The 18,814-nt window shown below is 66.4% G+C and carries 13 protein-coding genes and 1 pseudogene; 9 read left to right on the top strand and 5 right to left on the bottom strand.

Features of this window, described 5'->3' with window-relative positions; genetic code table 11:
• Positions 1–248: 248 nt before the first annotated feature.
• Both PNO31109_RS22280 and PNO31109_RS04220 read left to right on the top strand, forming a co-directional pair.
• Positions 249–1,847 (top strand): annotated as a pseudogene (locus tag PNO31109_RS22280) (methyl-accepting chemotaxis protein); the annotation flags it as partial.
• Positions 1,848–1,984: 137 nt separating this feature from the next.
• Entirely contained in the window at positions 1,985–2,377 is a 393-nt protein-coding gene (locus tag PNO31109_RS04220; RefSeq protein WP_150554387.1) for a carboxymuconolactone decarboxylase family protein, read from the top strand.
• Positions 2,378–2,432: 55 nt separating this feature from the next.
• On the opposite strand, the gene PNO31109_RS04225 is transcribed toward PNO31109_RS04220, so the two are convergent.
• The 3 genes from PNO31109_RS04225 to PNO31109_RS04235 are packed head-to-tail and all read right to left on the bottom strand — an operon-like array spanning position 2,433 to position 5,869.
• Positions 2,433–3,257 (bottom strand): HpcH/HpaI aldolase/citrate lyase family protein, encoded by an 825-nt coding sequence (locus tag PNO31109_RS04225; protein ID WP_150554388.1) that lies wholly within the window; start codon positions 3,255–3,257, stop codon positions 2,433–2,435.
• 3 nt (positions 3,258–3,260) lie between these two features.
• Positions 3,261–4,448 carry a CaiB/BaiF CoA transferase family protein gene (locus tag PNO31109_RS04230; RefSeq protein ID WP_150554389.1) on the bottom strand — a complete coding sequence of 396 codons (1,188 nt, stop codon included), beginning with the start codon at positions 4,446–4,448 and terminating at the stop codon, positions 3,261–3,263.
• A gap of 44 nt (positions 4,449–4,492) precedes the next feature.
• Positions 4,493–5,869 (bottom strand): 2-hydroxycarboxylate transporter family protein, encoded by a 1,377-nt coding sequence (locus PNO31109_RS04235; protein WP_241013845.1) that lies wholly within the window; start codon positions 5,867–5,869, stop codon positions 4,493–4,495.
• 262 nt (positions 5,870–6,131) lie between these two features.
• Here PNO31109_RS04235 and PNO31109_RS04240 point away from each other — a divergent pair, with 262 nt between their 5' ends.
• Complete coding sequence (locus PNO31109_RS04240) at positions 6,132–7,085, top strand: LysR substrate-binding domain-containing protein (protein WP_150554390.1); 954 nt, start codon at positions 6,132–6,134, stop codon at positions 7,083–7,085.
• Between the two features lie 24 nt (positions 7,086–7,109).
• Here PNO31109_RS04240 and PNO31109_RS04245 read toward each other — a convergent pair whose 3' ends face one another.
• Positions 7,110–7,541: a carboxymuconolactone decarboxylase family protein gene (locus tag PNO31109_RS04245; protein WP_150554391.1), complete on the bottom strand. Its 432-nt coding sequence runs from the start codon at positions 7,539–7,541 to the stop codon at positions 7,110–7,112.
• A gap of 154 nt (positions 7,542–7,695) precedes the next feature.
• Between PNO31109_RS04245 and pdxR the strand changes: the two genes are divergently transcribed.
• The 3 genes from pdxR (at position 7,696) to PNO31109_RS04260 (ending at position 13,103) form a co-directional block, all read left to right on the top strand.
• Complete coding sequence (gene pdxR, locus PNO31109_RS04250; protein WP_150554392.1) at positions 7,696–9,129, top strand: MocR-like pyridoxine biosynthesis transcription factor PdxR; 1,434 nt, start codon at positions 7,696–7,698, stop codon at positions 9,127–9,129.
• 173 nt (positions 9,130–9,302) lie between these two features.
• Entirely contained in the window at positions 9,303–10,244 is a 942-nt protein-coding gene (gene epsC / locus PNO31109_RS04255; RefSeq protein WP_150554533.1) for a serine O-acetyltransferase EpsC, read from the top strand.
• 186 nt (positions 10,245–10,430) lie between these two features.
• On the top strand, positions 10,431–13,103 hold the full coding sequence (locus PNO31109_RS04260; RefSeq protein WP_241013844.1) for a penicillin acylase family protein: 2,673 nt from the start codon (positions 10,431–10,433) through the stop codon (positions 13,101–13,103).
• A 21-nt stretch (positions 13,104–13,124) separates the two neighbouring features.
• Here the strand turns inward: PNO31109_RS04260 and chrA are convergent, their stop codons facing one another.
• Complete coding sequence (gene chrA / locus PNO31109_RS04265) at positions 13,125–14,354, bottom strand: chromate efflux transporter (RefSeq protein WP_150554393.1); 1,230 nt, start codon at positions 14,352–14,354, stop codon at positions 13,125–13,127.
• A 272-nt stretch (positions 14,355–14,626) separates the two neighbouring features.
• Here chrA and PNO31109_RS04270 point away from each other — a divergent pair, with 272 nt between their 5' ends.
• From PNO31109_RS04270 to PNO31109_RS04280, 3 genes are all read left to right on the top strand, one after another.
• Positions 14,627–16,366: an ABC transporter ATP-binding protein gene (locus PNO31109_RS04270; protein ID WP_150554394.1), complete on the top strand. Its 1,740-nt coding sequence runs from the start codon at positions 14,627–14,629 to the stop codon at positions 16,364–16,366.
• Positions 16,367–16,586: 220 nt separating this feature from the next.
• Positions 16,587–17,105, top strand: coding sequence for a MerR family transcriptional regulator (locus PNO31109_RS04275; protein WP_150554395.1), 519 nt, complete (start codon positions 16,587–16,589; stop codon positions 17,103–17,105).
• Positions 17,102–18,664, top strand: a complete 1,563-nt coding sequence (locus PNO31109_RS04280) for an MFS transporter (RefSeq protein WP_150554396.1) — start codon at positions 17,102–17,104, stop codon at positions 18,662–18,664. Before PNO31109_RS04275 ends, PNO31109_RS04280 begins: the two co-directional genes overlap by 4 nt.
• Positions 18,665–18,814 lie beyond the last annotated feature (150 nt).

The raw sequence follows: 18,814 nt of genomic DNA on the forward strand, positions 1-18,814 counted from the left end.
CCGCGACATCCTACAAAGCGATGTAATGCGGCGCATCGTCATCGAGTGCCTTCAATCTCTTCAATCCCTCCAATCGTGAAGAAAAAAGGAGATTCGGGAGCGGCGGCTCAAGTTTTTCGCGGCGTGGCCGTTGCTCGCGAGTAATGGCGTCATGCATGGACGGGCACGTTCCGCGCGCGAGGCCGGATGGCCGCCGGCGTCGGCGGCCATGGTGCGAAAGGAAAGGCGGCAGCGCAATGTTGAAAAATTGGACGATTCGTTGGCAGTTGCGAGTGGCGGTGGCCGGCCTGGCGGCGTTGGTGGTCGTGGTCGGCGCGCTGGCACTGCTCGGGTTGCGGGGCACTGTGGGCAGCTTGCGCGAGGTCTACGACAAGGAACTGGCGAGCACACGCCTGCTGGGAGAGGCGGAAATTCACATCGGCCGTGCGCGGGCCGTGGTCCTGCGCGCGCCCCAGGCGCCAAGCGCCGAAGTCAAGGCCGACGATGTCAGGAAGGGCACCGAATACTGGAACGAATCGGAGAAGGCCTGGCAGCACTATCTCGCGCTGCCGGCCGACGCGCAAGAGCAGCTTCTCGCGACGCAGGTCACGAGTGCGCGTCAGGCCCTCAAGGAGGCGTTCTCGCTCGTCCAGAACAGTATTGCGGCCGGACAAGCGGACGTGTACTACGAGCAGGCCGCGGTTCTCGGCAAGCGTTACACCGCGTATGTGAAAGCCAACGACGCCCTCAAGGCGCTCTACGACAGCCGCGCGAAGGCGAGTTTCGATTCGGCCGTCGCCGCTTACGATCGCCTGTTTGTCCTGACGCTGGGGGCGATCGCGTTCGCAATCCTCGCCGCTTTCCTTACGGCGCGCTCGCTCAATCGCGCGATCACCCAACCGCTCGACGACGTGCTGGGCCATTTTCAGGAAATCGCCGAGGGCAACCTTCAACGCGCGGTGCGCGTGACGTCGAACAACGAAATGGGCCGCCTGCTGCAGTCGCTTGCCGACATGAAGGCGCAGTTGAGTGCCACGGTCGCGAAGGTGCGCAAGAGCGGCGAAGCGATTGCCGCGAGCGCACGGGAAATCGCTGCGGGCAATCTGGATCTGTCATCGCGCACCGAACAGCAGGCGGCCTCGCTGGAGGAAACGGCGGCGAGCATGGAGGAGCTCACGAGCACCGTGCGACAGAACATGGAGCACGCGCTGCAAGCGAATGAACTGGCGCGTCAGGCCAGCGAGCAGACCGGCGCGGGCGACGCTGCCATGACGGAGGTCACGCGGACCATGCGCGCCATCGACGCGGGTTCCGCCAAGATTCGCGACATCATTGCGCTCATCGACGGCATCGCGTTCCAGACCAACATCCTGGCGCTGAACGCCGCGGTGGAAGCGGCCCGGGCCGGCGAGCAGGGGCGCGGTTTCGCCGTGGTGGCCGGCGAGGTCCGCACGCTGGCACAGCGCTCGGCCAGTGCCGCGCGCGACATCAAGACGTTGATCGAGACGTCCGCCGAGCGCTCGGCCGCCGGTAGCCGTATCGCGGGCGAAGCGGGCGTTGCGATGCAGAGCATTGCCACCAGCGTGCGTCGGGTGACGGACATCATGGCCGAAATTTCGGCCGCCTCGCAAGAGCAGACGACCGGCATCGATCAGGTGGCGCGAGCCGTCACGCAGATGGATGAGGTCACACAGCAAAACGCGGCGCTCGTGGAACAGGCCTCGGCCGCGGCCCAGTCGCTCGCGGAGCAAGCCGAAGCGCTCGAGGACGCGGTCGCGGTGTTCCGGCTGGCGCAGCAAGCTGACGACGGCATGGCCGCCGGCAGCGTCGCGACGACGCCGCACGCGCGGCTGCGCGCGGTGACGTGAGCGACGGGAAATGGAAGTCAGGCGTCGCAGCGGGCACGGGCTGCAAGCGCGCCCACGCAAGCGAGCAGCGGCGTTGCGGCAAAGCGGGTAACCTGACGCTTCCCTTCCCACGCGCGCCCGTGCGGCGCAGTCCATTCATGAGCCAGCAAAAACCGATCGAATACGCCAGCGCCACGCCCGAAGTCCAGGCCATCTTCGACGATATCAAGGCCACGCGTGGCGTGCCCGACGTCAACAACTTCTGGAAGTTCATTGCGCAGCATCCGCCAACCCTCGCGCGCACGTGGGACAGCATCAAGGACGTAATGGCCCCCGGCGCGCTCGACCCGTTGGTCAAGGAGCTGATCTACGTCGCCGTGAGCGTGACGAACAACTGCGGTTACTGCGTGGCGAGCCACACGGCGGCCGCACGCCGAGCCGGCATGACCGACGAGATGTTCGGCGAACTGCTGGCTGTCGTCGGAATGGCCAACGAGACCAATCGCCTTGCCGTCGGCTATCGCGTGCCGATCGACGCCGCGTTCGAGTAACGCGTGACGGCTCCGGGCGCCGACCGCGCCTGAGGCGGACCCGTCGCGCCTTGCCTCAAAGGCTCGATAGAATTTCCCGCGCCTTGGCGATGACCGGTGCGTCGATCATCTTGCCGTCCAACGCCACGGCCGCGCCGCCGCTGGCTTGCGCCGCAGCCAGTACGCGCCGGGCCCACGCGAGGTCCTCGTCGCGCCACGCGAACGCGGCACGCACCGGCGCGATCTGACGCGGATGTATGCACAGCTTGCCGCCAAAGCCGAGCGCACGCGCGCGGCGGGTGTCGGTCTCGATGCGAGCCGCGTCGTCGAGCGTCGTCGTCACGCCGTCGACGGGCGCCGCGATGCCTGCCACGCGTGACGCGAGCGTGAGCGCCGACCGGAAGTAGAGCAGTTCGTCGCCATCGCCTTCGATGCCGATGTCGAGCTGGAAGTCGATGGTGCCGAACATCAGGCGCTCGACCCGAGGTGCCGAGGCAATGTCGTCGATCGCGGCAAATGCCCTGGCCGTCTCGATGAGCGGTGCGAGGCGCAGCGAGTCCGGCGCACCGGCCGCGGCGCGGCGCAGCGTTGCGGCGTCTTCTGTTTTCGGCACCACGAAGCCGCGCACCGATGGCAGCGCAGCAAGCGTTGCGACGTCCTCGTCGAACCATTCGGTCGTCGCCGCATTGATGCGCACATAGACCGGTACGAGCGCTGCCGGCGCGCGCTCGCGCAGCCAGTTCGCGGCATGCTCGCGCGCGGCGAGCTTTTCGGCGGGCGGTACGGCGTCCTCGAGGTCGAGAATAACGGCGTCGGCACCGGCGGCGCACGCCTTGTCAAAACGCGCCGGACGATTGCCGGGGACGAACAGCCAACTGCGAAGCGGGCGAGGTGCTTGCATGGCTCACACCGCCTTCGCTGCGTGCAGCGCGTCGATCTGTTCGGGCGAGCGTCCGAGCTCGGCGAGAATCGCATCCGTGTGTTGCCCGAGCGCCGGGATCGGATCCATGCGCGGGGTGAAATCCGCCCCGGCCGTGGCCATGCCCGGCGGAATCGGCGCGCGAACCGTGCCGTTTGGCGTGGCCACTTCGGCCCAGCGCTGCCGCGCGGCGAGCTGCGCATGCTGCCACACGTCGTGCATTGTGTTGAGGTTGGCGTTGGCGATGCCCACGGCGTCCAGCCGGCTCACCAGTTGCCGCGCGTCGAGCTGCATGAACACCTCATGGATGATGGCGCGCAGCGCGTCGCGATGTTCGAGTCGCAGCGGATTGGACGCGAAGCGCGCATCCTCGGCGAGCGAGGGCTGCTCCAGCACCTTGTCGCAGAAGATCTTCCATTCGCGCTCGTTCTGCAGGCCGAGCATGACCGTCTTGCCGTCGCCCGTCTCGAAGGGGCCATACGGGAAGATCGTCGCGTGGGCCGCACCGGCGCGCGGCGGCGGCGCCTGATCGTCGATCGAGTAATAGAGTGGAAAGCCCATCCACTCGACCATGCATTCGAGCATGGAGATGTCGATGCGGCTGCCGCGACCCGTCTTGCCGCGTTGAATCAGCGCCGACAGGATATTGGTGTAGGCGTACATGCCGGCGGCAATGTCGGCAATGGAGCAACCGGCCTTGGCCGACGCTTCGGGCGAGCCCGTCACGGACAGGAAGCCCGACTCGCTCTGAATGAGTAGATCGTAGGCCTTCTTGTCGCGGTACGGGCCGTCCGGGCCGTAGCCCGAAATGCCGCAGACGATGATGCGAGGATAGCGCGCGGACAACGCGTCGTAGCTCAGCCCGAGCCGGTCGGCTGCGCCGGGCGCGAGATTCTGCACGAGGACGTCGGCGTCCGCCAGCAGATCGTGCAGGACGGCCTGGGCAGCCGCCTGCTTGAGATCGAGCGTGAGGCTCTCCTTCGAACGATTGGTCCACACGAAGTGCGACGACATGCCGTTCACGCGGCCGTCGTAAGCGCGCGCAAAGTCGCCCGCGCCCGGGCGCTCGATCTTGATGACGCGTGCGCCGAGATCGGCCAGTTGACGGGTGCAGAACGGCGCCGCAATGGCGTGTTCGAGCGCGACGACCTTGATGCCGTCCAGGGGCCTCATGACAATGTCTCCAAAAAGAGGGTGGGGGCTGGGGGCGGGCCGAATCAGACGATCTTCGCGAGCACGATCAGGCTCAGCGTGATGGTGATGGCGCCGCCGATGCGAGTGGCGATCTGGGCGAAGGGCATGAGCCGCATGCGGTTGGCCGCCGTGAGAATGGCCACGTCGCCGGTGCCGCCCATGCCGCTGTGCGTGCCCACGACGATGGCGGCATCGATCGGGTGCATGTTCATGCGGCGCGCGACGAAGAATGCCGAGGCCATGAGCGTGATGACGGTGGCGACGATGGTCACCAGCGTTGGCACGTTGAACGACGCGACGACCTTCTGCCAGGGCGTGATTACGACGCCGATGGCGAACAGCAGCGGGTACGTGACGGCGGTGGCAAAGAACTTGTAGACCACGCCGGCGCCGGCTTCGAGCCGCGGCGAGAAGATGAAGCCGATCTTGGCCGCGACGGCGAGCACCAGCATCATGACCGGGCCGGGCAGGCCAAGCGTGTTCTGCGCGAGCATGCCGACGAAATACAGGCACACGGCGATCATGCCGGCGGCCGCGATGTCGGTGGCGTCGACCGGCGCGGCGGGCTTGCCGTGCCCGTCATGCGAGCCGATGTCGTCGTTGCCCGAACGCATGAGCTGCCCGTTGCCCGTGAGCGAGGGATAGCGCTTGCCGATGGCGTTGAGCACGCCCGAAAAGACGATGGCGCACACGTTGCCGAGCATCACCGCGGGCAGCGCCTGGGCGAGCAGATCGCCGGCGCTCTGGTGCATGACTTCCGAGTAACCGATCGTGAGCGGGATGACGCCTTCGCCGAGCCCGCCCGACATCACCGGTACGACGACGAAGAACACGGTATGGAAGAGGCCCATGCCAAGCAGGGTGCCCACGGCCGTGCCGACGATGCCCGCGAGGATCGAGCCGATGGCCAGCGGTACGAAGATGCGCAGGAAGCCGCCGATCAGCACTTTCCGGTCCATGCTCAGAATGCTGCCGACGATGATGCCGGGGATGAACAGGTACAGGAAGTTGCTTTGCTTCCAGAAGTTGACGATGGGCGTGACGACCGACGGCGGCAACGCATGCGTGAACACCAGCCATGACGGCAGGAACGTCACGAGGATCACCGGGCCGCCGATGCTGCGGAAAACCGGGATTCGCTGGCCGATTTCCATGCACGTGAAGCTGCATACGGCCAGCAGTGCGATGATCGGCGAGAGTTCGGCCGAAAGCTTGCCGGTGGTAAGGATCGTGGTCACGATGGCCGCGATCAGCACCAGATGCACGGGCAGCGGCACGATGCCGACGCGCACGTCCATCAGGCGCCACCAGGCGTCGCGCATGGAGTGCCGGGTCGTCGCGGCGTTCGGCGAGTCGCTGTGGCGGCTGCGCACGGGGGTGGCGGAAAGTCCTTCTTGCATCCTCTTGTCTCCGTCTGGCGGTTTGGAATGGGTTTATTGACCGGACTATAGGCGCGCGCGGCCCGCCGCAGGAAATACCGATTTTGGATGCGGGTATAGGGTAAAACTATGGCCCGTTGAAGAACCCGGTTCCCGGGCGGCGGGAATGGCGGCGAATTGACGCCCAATGGCGGGCATCGTGTGCTTTTCGGTGTCGCCGCATAGCGGTACGCTATGGCTTTTCCACTTCGCCGGCTAGCGCCAGCCGGCCTTCGATACGATCATGGACGTCAGACAGCTCAGGAATTTTGTGGCGATCGTGGACAGCGCAAGCGTATCGAAGGCCGCGGAGCGCCTGCATATCGCGCAGCCGTCGCTGAGTGCGCAATTGCGCGGGCTGGAAGACGAACTGCAGGCGCAGCTGCTGGTCCGCAGCGCGCAGGGGGTAACGCCGACCGAAGCCGGCAAGGCCTTGTATCGGCATGCGCGGGTGGTATTGCGTCAGATGGAGCAGATTCGACAGGAGGTGCGCGAAGGCGGCGGCAGCGAAGCCGGGCCGGTCGCCGTAGGCTTTCCGACGACCATTGCCGCGATTCTTGCCGTGCCGTTGTTCTCGCGGGTAAGGGCGCAGTATCCGGGCATCCGGTTGCAGATCTTCGAGAGCATGAGCGGGTATATCGGAGAACTGCTGGCGAACGGGCGTCTGGATCTGGCGATGCTGTTCCGGGATTCCGAGACACGCGGCATATCCGTCATGCCGCTGTTCGACGAGGAACTGTACGTCCTCGGCGGTCACCGGGCTTGTCCGGAGATTTACGAGGATGCCGCGCAGACCACGTGCACGTTGGCGCGGCTGGCGAACGTGCCCATCGTGGCGCCGAGCGGGTCGAACGGTCTGCGGCTGCTCATCGAGCGAAGCTTTGCGCAGGCGAACGTGGAGCTCAACATCGTGGCGGATATCGACTCGCTGCCGACGCTCATCGACATTGCCCGCTCGGGAGATGCGTGTTCGATTCTGCCGGCATCGGCGCTGGCGTCGCGCGATCCGGCGCTGCGTCCGCCATCGCGACGCCTGGTCTCACCGGAACTGCGCCGGGCGGCGAGCCTATGCTGGTCGAACGCCTTGCCGGTAGGGTCGGCGACCGTGGCCGTGAGGCGGTGCATCGCCGATCTGATTCGCGAGCTTCAGGCGGATGGGCACTGGACGGGGATCACGTTGCGGCCGGTAGAGGCGTGAGCGGCCGACGCCGCGCTCGCGAAGTCACTGGCGCATCCCGATCGCCAGGCGATTGAATGCGCTCATCAGCGCGATCGCGAAGCTCAGGTCGGAGACCTCGGCGTCGGTGAAATGGGCGCGCAGCGGCTCGTAGACTTCGTCGGGCGCGTGCGTCTCGGCCACGCTGACAAGCGCTTCGGTCCACGCCAGGGCCGCGCGTTCGCGTTCGGTGTAATGCGAACTCACGCGCCAGCCGGCCAGACTATCGATCTTGGCGTCGGGCATGCCGTCCGCGCGCAGCGCCTTCGCGTGCATCTCCAGGCAGAACGCGCAGCCATTGATTTGCGAGACGCGCAGATAGACCAGCTCGACCAGCGGTTTGCCGAGGCTGCTCGATTGCAGCGCCTTTTTTGTTGCCGCAAGTCCCTGGTAGGCATCGGGCGACAGCTTGGAATAGGGCAGGCGAAGGGGGCTCATACAATTCTCCGAAATTCTCCGAAAGCGTGATGGGGCAGCGGATATACGCGTGTATAGGCCGACATATGGCGACTTGTCCTCACCCCCGCACTCTAGGAGAATGATGTCCCAGTGATCAGATGCAAGAATCGACAAAATCAATGGGACATGGCGCATGGCAGTTTCCGAGCTGAGATCTGGCGAGCACGCCGGCAAACCGCTTTACTGGCAGTTGTACCGGCGGTACCGCGATGCGATCGCCTCGGGAAAACTGCGCCCGGGCGACCGGGTGCCGTCGGTGCGCGCTCTCGCGAGCGAACTCAACGTGGCCCGCGGCACCGTGGAACTGGCCTATCAGATGCTCGCGAGCGAGGGCTACTTCTCTTCGCGAGGCCCGGCGGGCACGTTCGTTTCTCCGGCACTGGGCAAAGTCAACGAGCTCGCGTCATTGCCGCCGGCGCCGGCCGCTGCCCCTGAGTCGCCCGAAGCCCGCATCGCGGTAGGCATGCCGAGGCCGCTTCAGTTGGGACTCCCGGCGCTCGACGCCTTTCCGCGCAAGACCTGGGTGCGCCTGGCCGGCCGGAACCTTCGTGCGATGGATCTCGCCGCCATGACGTATCCGGACACGGCCGGCTATGCGCCGCTGCGCCATGCCATCGCCGCCTATCTGGGGATTTCGCGCGGCATCGCGTGCACGCCGTCGCAGGTTTTCGTGACGGCGGGCTATCTCGGCGCGCTGGAGCTGATCCGCCGCAGCGTGCTCCATCCGGGCGACAAGGGCTGGTTCGAGGACCCGGGATACCTGTTCGCGCGGCAATTTCTCGTGAGCGCCGGGATGTCGCTCGTTGCCGTTCCGGTGGATGAGGCGGGAATGGACGTCGCCTATGGCCTGCGTCGCGCGGCGCAGGCCCGCTTCGCCGTCGTCACGCCCGCGCACCAGAGCCCGACCGGCGCGACGCTGTCGCTTGCACGGCGCCTCGAGTTGCTCGACTGGGCCGGTCGCAATGACGCCTGGATCGTCGAAGACGATTACGACAGCGAGTTTCGCTATCACGGGCGTCCCTTGCCCGCACTCAAGAGTCTCGATCACGACGGCCGCGTGCTTTATACCGGAACGTTCAGCAAGGTATTGTTTCCGGGCTTGCGACTGGCGTACCTCGTCGTGCCGCCCGCACATATCGATCGTTTCGCCAATGCCGCGAGGACGATGGGCGGCGCGGGGGCGATTCAGATACAGGCCACCGTGGCCGACTTCATGACACAAGGCCACTTCGCCCGGCATCTTCGCAAGATGCGCGCGCTTTACGCGCAACGCCGCGGTTGGCTCGTCGACGCGCTCGGCGAGGTCTTTGGGAGCGAGCTCTACGTGCATCCGCAGGCGGGCGGCATTCAGGCGCTGGCTTACCTTCGCGACAATCTCGCCCGCCGATGCGACGCCTCGCTGGCCGATGCGGCGCACCGGCATGGCCTGGCCGTCCATGCCCTGAGCCGCTGGCAGACCCGTCGTGGCGCGCCGGGCGGCCTGCTGATGGGGTTCACCAACATTGCCAATGCGAGGGTGGCCCTCGGCCTCAGCCGAGAACTGCAGGCGGCTGTCCGATCGCTTTGATACCCTCGCGCGCACCGAATCCTTTTTTCGGCGCGTCGTCTCCCCGAGAAACCACGTCGAGGCAGGTGATTTTGAAAACCGCTATGCTTGGCCGCATCGGCATGGATTCTTGCCGTTCTTTCCATGCGAAGCAGACGGTGTGCGCTGCTTTGCCCGTATCTTTGGAGCCCCTCTTGGCCGCGTTCGACATCGACGATATCGTCTCCTCCCTCCATTCGGCCCGCCTGCGCTGGCGCGACGGCCAACGCCGCCTGTTCGAGTCCGGCGGGCGCGACCTGCCCTCGCGTGAACGCCTTGCCAGCATCATCGTGCAGCTCAAGGGTGTGCTCTTTCCCATGCGCCTGGGGCCGCTCGACCTGCACCAGCAAGGCGAGAACTATTACGTCGGGCACACCCTGACCAGCGCGCTCAACGCGCTCGCCGAACAGGCCCGCCTCGAATGGCGCTACAAGGCGCGCCACGACGCCGATATCGACGCCGCACTCATCGACGAACGCGCCCACGCCGCGATTCAGCAGTTCGCCGGCAAGCTGCCGGAGATTCGCGAACTTCTCGACGCCGATGTTCTTGCCGCCTACCAGGGCGACCCCGCGGCTGGCAGCGTCGATGAAGTCCTCATCTGCTATCCGGGCATCCACGCGATGATCCACCATCGCATCGCCCACGAACTCTACCGGCTGGAACTGCCGCTGCTCGCCCGCATCATTGCGGAACAGGCGCACTCGGACACCGGCATCGACATTCACCCCGGTGCGCGAATCGGCGCCGGCTTCTTCATCGATCACGGCACCGGCGTGGTCATTGGCGAGACCGCGATTCTGGGGCAGCGCGTGCGCGTCTATCAGGCCGTCACGCTGGGCGCCAAACGCTTTCCCGCCGACGACGACGGAAACCTCCATAAGGGGCTGCCGCGCCATCCGATCGTCGAGGACAACGTCGTCATCTACGCGGGCGCCACGATCCTCGGCCGCGTCACGATCGGACAAGGCTCGGTCATCGGCGGCAACGTCTGGCTGACTCAGGACGTCCCGCCGTACAGCAACATCACCCAGGCCCGCTCGCGCACGGAAGCCGGTTCGCCGCCCGTCTCCGGATGCGACAATCACGACGCCTGAACACCGCGCGCGCAAGGCGTGTCGGTGTTCCTTGCGTCTTCCCGTCTTTACGCCGGCCTAGAGGGGCGGCGGCTTGCGCAAATATTTAACATATCAACGGTTGTCGAATTAATTGACCGACCGGTCGGTTATATCGTGTTACGCTTCAATGCGCCTTTCCAGAAAAACAACGGAGACATTGCATTGATGACTGTGAATTCTCGCTCGCCCGGCGCGGCGGCGCTGGCGTCGGCCAACATCTCGACGAAGTCCGTCGCACGCCGCCGGATGTCGGCCGGCGTGGCCGCGTCGCTGCTCGGTATCGCACTGAGCGCCGCACTCGCCGCGCCGTTTGCCGGCGCAGCCACTTCTTCCTCGGCGCCGGAGGCGCAACCCGCGGCGCAGCGGCCTGGCCGCGCCGACGTCACGATCAAGCGCGACGAGTTCGGCGTGCCGCACGTCTATGCCTCGACCACCTACGCGCTGTTCTACGGCTATGGCTATGCGATCGCGCAAGACAGGCTGTTCCAGATGGAGATGGCCCGGCGCAGCACGCAGGGCACCGTCGCGGAGGTGCTGGGCGAGAAGTTCGTGGACTTCGACAAGTCGATTCGGGGCAACTACTGGCCGGCCTCGATCCGTCGGCAACTGGCCGAGTTGCCGCAGCGCGAACGCGACATTCTCGACGGCTACGCCGCCGGCATGAACGCGTGGATCGCGCAGGTCCGCGCTCAGCCGGGCACGCGCATGCCGAAGCAATTCAACGACTTCGGCTTCCAGCCGGCGAACTGGGATGCGTTCGACGTCGCCATGGTGTTCGTCGGCACGATGGCGAATCGCTTCTCCGACGCCACCAGCGAGATCGACAACCTCGCGCTGCTGACCGCGCTCAAGGACAAATACGGCCCGCACAAGGGCATGGCATTGTTCGACGAGCTGAAATGGATCGTGAATCCCGATGCGCCTTCGACCGTACCCGCCTCGGAGGGCGCATACCCCATCAAGGTCGGCCCGAGCGCCGGCGTGCCGATGCAGCCGCTCGCCCGTTATGACGGCCCGGCGCCGACGTTCGCGCGTCTGGCGCGCGGCAGCGACGGGGCGTTGCTGCATCAGGACGCCGAAACCAACGCGGCCACGATGCTCGCGCAGTTCGCCGAGTCGGGGCAGCCCGGGCTCGCAGGTTTCCCGACAACGAGCAACATGTGGATCGTCGGCAGAAAGGCGCGCGACGCCCGCGCCATCATGCTCAACGGCCCGCAATTCGGCTGGTTCGCGCCTGCCTACACATACGGCATCGGACTGCATGGCGCGGGCTTCGATCTCGTGGGCAACACGCCGTTCGGCTACCCGTGCATTCTGTTCGGCCATAACGGCAAGGTGTCGTGGGGTTCCACCGCGGGCTTCGGCGACGACATCGACATCTATGCCGAGAAGCTCGATCCGGCCAACCCGAACCGCTACCTCCACAACGGCCAGTGGCACGACATGGAAAAGCGCGTCGAGATCATCCGAGTGAAGGGCGGCGCGCCGGTCGTGCAGGAGGTCTATCGCACGGTCCACGGTATCGTGATGCAGCGCGACGCCAGGCAACCCATCGCCTACGCGAAGGCCCGTGCATGGGACGGTCTCGAGGTACAGTCGCTGCTCGCCTGGACGCATCAGGCCCAGGCGCACGACTGGAAGTCCTGGACGGCGCAGGCCGCACGCCATGCCCTGACCATCAACTGGTACTACGCGGACGTCGCGGGCAATATCGGCTATGTGCACACCGGCGCCTACCCGGCGCGCAAGCCCGGCCACGATCCTCGCTTGCCGGTGCCCGGCACCGGCGAGTGGGACTGGCGGGGGCTGCTGCCGTTCTCGGCAAACCCGAAGGTCTACAACCCGAAGCAGGGCTGGATCGCCAACTGGAACAACTCGCCACAGAAGGGCTATCCCGCGAGTGATCTTTTTGCCTTCGTGTGGGGCGGTGCGGATCGCGTGGTCGAGATCGACCGGCGCATCCAAGCCCACGACAAGCTCGGTGTCGACGACATGTGGCAAATCCTCAAGGACACCAGCGCCGTCGACGTCAACCGCACCCACTTCCTGCCGTTCATCGAACGTGCCACGGCGAATCTGCCCGCCGGCGATGCACGCCGTCAGCTCGCCATGCAGCTCGCGGCGTGGGACGGCCTGAGCCGCGATCCGCAGCACACGGGGCGCTACGACACCGCCGGCCCGGCGATCATGGACGCATGGCTGAGCGCGATGCTCAGGCGCACGCTCGGCGCGGTGGTTCCCGCGCCGTATGACAAGTGGTTCCTTGCGAGCGGTTATGCGGCGCCGCAGGACGGCCCGACCGGATCGCTCAACATCGGCAACGGCAGCAAGGTGCTCTACGAGGCGCTGCGTGGCGACAGGTCGGGCGTGCCGCAGACGTTCGACATCTTCGAAGGCAAGCGCGCGGATGACGTGATCCTCGCCGCGCTCGACGACGCCATTGGCGCGCTCAGCGCGAAGCTCGGCCCGGACATGGCGAGCTGGCGCGCGCCCACGGTGCCGCTCACGTTCCGCGCCAATAACTTCTTCGGCGTGCCGCAGGCAAGCGCCGCAGAGGCGGTGCGAACGCCGGGGTACATGAACCGCGGCACGGAAAACGACCTGATCGTGTTCGGCCCTCGGGACTCCGCGGCCAAAGTGGCGGCCTACGATGTGGTGGCGCCGGGCCAGAGCGGTTTCGTTGCGCCGGATGGCACCCCGTCGCCCCATTACGCCGACCAGTTGGCGATGTACACGTCGTTCGGGCGCAAGCCGTTGTGGCACCAGCCGGCGGATGTCGATCGCGCCACGAGGTCGATCGAGCGTCTGCGCGTCGAGCCAATGGCGCACGGCCAATAGGCGTCGGCCGGGGCCGACGTGTCAGGCCAACCCCGTCGCTCCGGCGATCGCGCATAACGCGACCACGGCCAGCGGCGGGGCCTTCCAGCGCAGGAGCAGCACGAAGGCGAGGGCGGCCACCGCGAAGTCTGCCGGGCGGTGGATTGCGCTCGTCCACACCGGCGAGTAAAGCGCCGAAGCCAGGATGCCGACCACCGCCGCATTCACACCTGCGAGCATCGCGGCCGTAGCCGGGCGCTGACGCAACGCCTGCCAATGCGGCAGTGCGGCCACCACCAGCAGTAGCCCGGGCAGAAAGATGCCGACGGTCGCCAGCGCTGCGCCGAGCGCGGCATGGGCAGGGCCGCCGGCAACCCAGCCGAGGAACGACGCAAAGGTGAACAACGGCCCGGGGACCGCCTGCGCCGCACCATAGCCGGCGAGGAAGTCGCCCGGCGATACCCATCCGGTGGCCACCACCTGCTCCTGCAGGAGCGGCAGCACGACGTGGCCGCCGCCGAACACCAGCGCTCCCGAACGATAGAAGCCGTCGAGCATCGCAACGGCCTGAAGGCCTGTTACCGAGGCAGCGAACGGCAAGCCGGCCAGCAACACGCAAAAGAGAAGCAGCGCGAGCGCGCCGACGGTGCGCGAGACGTGAAAGTGATGCGGCATTGCCGAGGCCGCCGCGCAAGCCGTTCCTGCGGAACGTAACAGGGCGTACCCGAGCGCCGCGCCGAGCACGATCACGACGAGTTGGGCGTAGACCGTGGTCATCCATGCGAGAGCAATCAGGGCCGCGAGCGCAATGGCGGCACGTCGCGTGTCCGGGCAAAGGCGTCTCGCCATCTCCCAGACGGCCTGCGCGACCACGGCAACGGCCACGAGCTTGAGGCCGTGCAGCACCCCGTCTCCGGTCGCTCCGCCAAGACGCGGCATCAGGGCGGCGAACGCCAGCAGCAGACACACCGACGGCAGCGTGAAGCCGCACCAGGCGGCAATGCCGCCGAGCCATCCGGCGCGCAGCAGCCCGATCGAAAAGCCGGCCTGACTGCTCGCGGGCCCGGGCAGGAACTGACACAGGCCCACCAGGTCGGCGAAGGCGGCGTCGTCGAGCCAGCGGCGCCGCTCCACGAATTCCCGACGAAAATATCCGATGTGCGCCACTGGTCCGCCGAAGCTCGTCAGTCCCAGCCCCAGGAAGGCGGCGAATACTTCGAAGGCGCCGCGGGCGCCCGGTGCGGTGCGTGTTTTGTGGTTTGTCGTAGTCAAAGCGCGAAGGAAGTGGATGCCTTGCCGTGAAGCATAGCGCCGAACCGGTGACGCAGGAATGAATTGCGCCGGCAGCCGTGCCGACGCCCCCGAGCGAGGTGTTGCGCGCCGCGCGCACGCAATATCGCGGCAACGCCGCGCCACGCGTGACGGAATTTCCCCTATATTGACCGGTTCGACGGCAATTCCGGCACATCCCGACACATCCCGACACATGGGCCGCAGTTCGCTGCGGCGGGCGGTGCGCCTCACGACACAGGAGCAACGAACGCATGACGGCGTCCGAATCCCCCGCGCGCAAACCGGCCATCGGGCTGGGCAGCGCTGCACGCGACCTCTATCGGGCGCTATGGCGTCACGCTCATGGGGTGCGGCGTCATCTGCTCGGCGCCGCGGCACTGCTCTCGGCAGCGCAGCTGCTTCGCCTCACCATGCCGTGGCTTGCCGCGCAGGCCATCAACGCGCTTCAGCAAGGCGAGATGACGACGGCCGGGCGCTGGATCGTCTATCTCGTCGGCGTCTATTTGCTGTCGTGGCTGCTACACGGCCCGGGCCGAATTCTGGAGCGCAACGTCGGCGTGCGCGTGCGCGAACGGCTCGCCGACCAGCTCTATGCACGCATTGCCGCCGCGCCGCTCGCATGGCGCGACGGGCGCCATTCGGGCGAATTGCAGCACCGCGTGGTGCAATCGAGCCGCGCGCTGTCGGACTTCGCGCAGAACCAGTTCGGCTATCTGCAAAGCGCGTTCAACTTCGTGGGGCCGATCGTCGCGCTCGCGCTGCTCTCGCGCACGAGCGGCGCGATTGCCGTGACCGGCTACGTGATCATCGCGCTCATCATCCTGCGCTTCGATCGCGCGCTCATGCAGCTGGCCCGCGCCGAGAACGACGCGGAACGCCGCTATGCGGCCGCCTTGCTCGATTTTGTCGGCAATGCCGCAACGGTGATCGGGCTGCGGCTCCAGGCCGCCTCGCGCAAGGTGCTCGGCCGGCGAATGGGCGCGGTGATGGCGCCCCTGCGCCGCGCCGTCGTCGTCAACGAAGGCAAGTGGTTCGCCGTCGACCTGCTCGGCATGGGACTCACATGGATTCTGGTCGTCGTCTACGTACTGCAATCGCGCCAGCCGGGCCAGGCGGTGTTGCTCGGCACCGTGTTCATGATTTATCAGTACGCCCAGCAGGCAGCGACGGTGGTGGGGGCAATGGCGGCGAACTTCCAGAGCTTTGCGCGCATGCACACCGACTACGGTAGCGCCGAGCCGATCTGGGCGGCCCCCGGAGACCCCGGCGCGGCCGTGCCGGCTATCGCGCCGGACGCCGCCTGGCAGACGCTCGCGTTGCGCGGCGTGTCGTGGCGCTATGCAGACGATGCCCGCGGCGGACTGCACGGCGTGGATCTGGTGCTGCGGCGCGGCGAGCGCGTGGCGCTCGTCGGCCCGAGCGGCGGCGGCAAAAGTACGCTGCTGCGCGCGCTGGCCGGCCTGTATCTGCCTCAGCACGGAGTGCTTTTGCGCGACGGCGATCCTGTCGACTGGGGCGCGCTGCGCACGCTGGCGACCCTCATTCCCCAGGAGGCCGACGTGTTCGAAGCCAGTGTGGAAGAGAACCTGACGTTCGGCGAGCCTGCCGGCGCGCCGGCGTTGCAGGCGGCCGTGCATGCCGGGGTATTCGACGACGTGCTTCGACAACTGCCCGACGGCCTGAAGAGCGCCGTCAACGAGCGTGGCAGCAATTTCTCCGGAGGCCAGCGGCAGCGCCTGGCGCTGGCCCGAGGCGTGCTTGCCGCAAAGGGCAGCTCGCTGCTCCTGCTCGACGAGCCGACCAGCGCGCTCGATCCGCTTGCCGAGGGCCGCGTCTTCGACCGGATGTACGAAGCGTTTCCGACGGCGTGCATCGTGGCTTCCGTGCACCGGCCGAGCCTGCTGGAGCGCTTTGACACGATCGTCGTGATGGAGGCCGGCCGTGTTGTCGACGCCGGCGCCCGCGACGACGTGCTTGCCCGCCGCACCTGACCGACGCCGCTGTCGCGCCGGACAGCGGCGATCACGAGTGGCCAGGTGGCTCCGGCAAGCCCGGTGCAGGCGCGCCCTGTCGCCAACGCCGGCGACAATGCCGGCGACAATGCCGGCGACAATGCCGGCGAGGAAAGAGAAGGGCGGCCCAGGCGAACATGAACGTGTACGTATAGGTTGTGCTATGATTTGCCTGTCGCCGTCTTCTCCCGCATAGATCATGTCATTTTCCAGCCGCGAATCCGGATACGTTACGGTACGCGAGGCGGCGGAGCGCCTCAACGTGACGCCGCGCACGCTCAAGTACTACGAGGAGAAGGGGCTGATCTCTCCCGATCGGAGCGACGGACACTACCGGCTCTATACCGAACAGGACCTCGAGAAGTTCGCGCGCATCCTGCGCATGCGCTCGCTCGGCTTCTCGCTCCAGACGATCGCGGAGATTCTCCAGAAGCCGATCGAATCGGTGAGCGCCTCGGGCACGGCCGTGTCGTTGGCGTCGCTGCAGGAAATCGAAAAGTCGCTGGCGCAGCAGGTCGACGCGGTCGACGCCAGAATCCAGGCGGTCAGGCGCGAAATGCGCGAGGCGCAGGCGGTGCGCGACGAGCTGGCCTACGATCTCGAGTACATCCGGCGCCGCATTGCCGGCGAGCCGAAGGACGAACTGCTGCGCGAGCGTCGCGAGCGCGCTGCGGCCCGACGCGCCCGCCGGGCCGGCGAGCAGCAGGCGGCCAAATGAGCGTCGCTGCTCCGGCGCGAGGGCCGTCGCGATCGCTGCTGACGCGTTTCAAGGACGATTTCTTCCCCTGGGCCATCGCGCTCGCCACCGGCCTCGACTATTTCGACAACGCAGGATTCGCGTTCTTCACCAGCTACATCGCAGGCGGCATCAACGGCTCGCCCGATGAACTCGTGTGGGCGTCGAGCGCGTATGCGGTGGCCTCTGTGCTCGGCATCCTGCAACAGCAATGGTGGGTGGAGCGTCTCGGTTACCGTCGCTACGTGGGCGGCAGCCTGTTCCTGTTCGCCGCCGGCGCGCTCGCGGCGGCACTGAGCGAGTCGTCGATCGAACTGGCGATCGCGCGCGGCTTCCAGGGCTATTTCATCGGCCCGATGATGAGCGCGTGCCGCATCCTGATCCAAACTAGAATCGCCCCCCAGCGACGGGCGGTGGCCGTGCGCGTGTTCCTGCTGATGATTCTTGCCGGCAGCGCGCTGGCGCCGCTCGCGGGCGGCTACCTGATTGGCCATTTCGGCTGGCGCGCGTTGTTCATCGCGACCGGCTTCGGCGGCGTGGCGCTCGGCATTTTCACGGTACTGGTCGTGCCGCCGGCCGGGCGGGTGCTCCACGAGCACCGCGGCGAAGCGCATTTCTGGCCTTACATCCTGTTCGCCTTCGCACAGGGCGCCTTGCAGATCGCCATGCAACAGGTGCGTTTCGAGCTATTCGGTTCATCACCGGAACTCATCTTTCTGGCCGGAGCGGGCGTGGTGGCGTTGGGCGGGTTCGTGTGGCAGCAATGGCACCATCCGCGGCCGCTGCTGCGTCTGCATGCGCTGCGCGAGAAGACCTTCCAGGCCGGCATCATGCTCTACATCGCGTTCTACTACGTGAGCAACTCGATGAGCTTTCTCGTATCCCGGCTGCTCGAAGGCGGGCTGCGCTATCCGGTGGAGAATGCGGGGCGGCTCGTCGGTCTCACATCGCTCGTCTCGATTGCCGGCGCTTTTCTCTATTTCCGATATGCAGGGCGACTGGCGCACAAGAAATGGCTGATCGTGCCCGGCTTCCTGATGGCCGCGCTGATCGGGGCATGGATGACGTACATGCCGCCCGACGTGAGCATGCCGTGGCTGATCGCTCCGCTCATTCTGCGGGGCCTGCTCCTGCTGACGATCGCGCTGCCGGTCGCCAACGTCACGTTCCGGATCTTCGCGGCGGAGGAATTTCACCACGGTTATCGTTTCAAGAACATCGTCAAGCAACTGACGTATTCGTTCGCGACGGCGACGATGATCATCCTGCAACAGCATCGCGTGGCGGTACATGAGACGCGCCTCGCGGAATCGGTGAATCCGTTCAATCCGGTCTTTCAGGAGACCTTCGGCAAGCTGGTGCACGGCTATGAAGCCATGGGTTATGCCGCACAACAGGCAAGCACGCTGGCGCTGTCGGCCATCCACACCATGGTCATGCAACAGGCGAGCTTCCTCAGCGCCCTGGACGGCTTTTCCGTCATCATTGGCGTGTCGCTCGTCGGCGCGCTATGCGCGTTCATTCAGAAGCAGATCGATTGAGCCGGGGCGGCGCCGCGCAGCGGGGTCGCAACGCTATCCCTTCCGTTTCGGCGAAAAAAACGCCACTATGGAGCGCTCGCGTCATATCCCGGCGCGAGGGTGACTCGACCATAAGACAAGGAGAGCGAAGATGGCGTTGTCCACAAGAAC

Origin of the sequence: Pandoraea nosoerga (assembly GCF_902459585.1) — a bacterium.
Taxonomy (GTDB): domain Bacteria; phylum Pseudomonadota; class Gammaproteobacteria; order Burkholderiales; family Burkholderiaceae; genus Pandoraea; species Pandoraea nosoerga.

What these genes read in the sequence shown, in the direction of transcription:
- PNO31109_RS04260 (WP_241013844.1), top strand. Translation starts at nt 10,431, where the DNA reads ATGACTGTGAATTCTCGCTCGCCCGGCGCGGCGGCGCTGGCGTCGGCC.
- PNO31109_RS04220 (WP_150554387.1), top strand. Translation starts at nt 1,985, where the DNA reads ATGAGCCAGCAAAAACCGATCGAATACGCCAGCGCCACGCCCGAAGTC.
- PNO31109_RS04245 (WP_150554391.1), bottom strand. Translation starts at nt 7,541, where the DNA reads ATGAGCCCCCTTCGCCTGCCCTATTCCAAGCTGTCGCCCGATGCCTAC.
- PNO31109_RS04275 (WP_150554395.1), top strand. Translation starts at nt 16,587, where the DNA reads ATGTCATTTTCCAGCCGCGAATCCGGATACGTTACGGTACGCGAGGCG.
- PNO31109_RS04230 (WP_150554389.1), bottom strand. Translation starts at nt 4,448, where the DNA reads ATGAGGCCCCTGGACGGCATCAAGGTCGTCGCGCTCGAACACGCCATT.
- PNO31109_RS04270 (WP_150554394.1), top strand. Translation starts at nt 14,627, where the DNA reads ATGACGGCGTCCGAATCCCCCGCGCGCAAACCGGCCATCGGGCTGGGC.
- PNO31109_RS04225 (WP_150554388.1), bottom strand. Translation starts at nt 3,257, where the DNA reads ATGCAAGCACCTCGCCCGCTTCGCAGTTGGCTGTTCGTCCCCGGCAAT.
- PNO31109_RS04235 (WP_241013845.1), bottom strand. Translation starts at nt 5,869, where the DNA reads ATGCAAGAAGGACTTTCCGCCACCCCCGTGCGCAGCCGCCACAGCGAC.
- PNO31109_RS04280 (WP_150554396.1), top strand. Translation starts at nt 17,102, where the DNA reads ATGAGCGTCGCTGCTCCGGCGCGAGGGCCGTCGCGATCGCTGCTGACG.
- pdxR (WP_150554392.1), top strand. Translation starts at nt 7,696, where the DNA reads ATGGCAGTTTCCGAGCTGAGATCTGGCGAGCACGCCGGCAAACCGCTT.
- PNO31109_RS04240 (WP_150554390.1), top strand. Translation starts at nt 6,132, where the DNA reads ATGGACGTCAGACAGCTCAGGAATTTTGTGGCGATCGTGGACAGCGCA.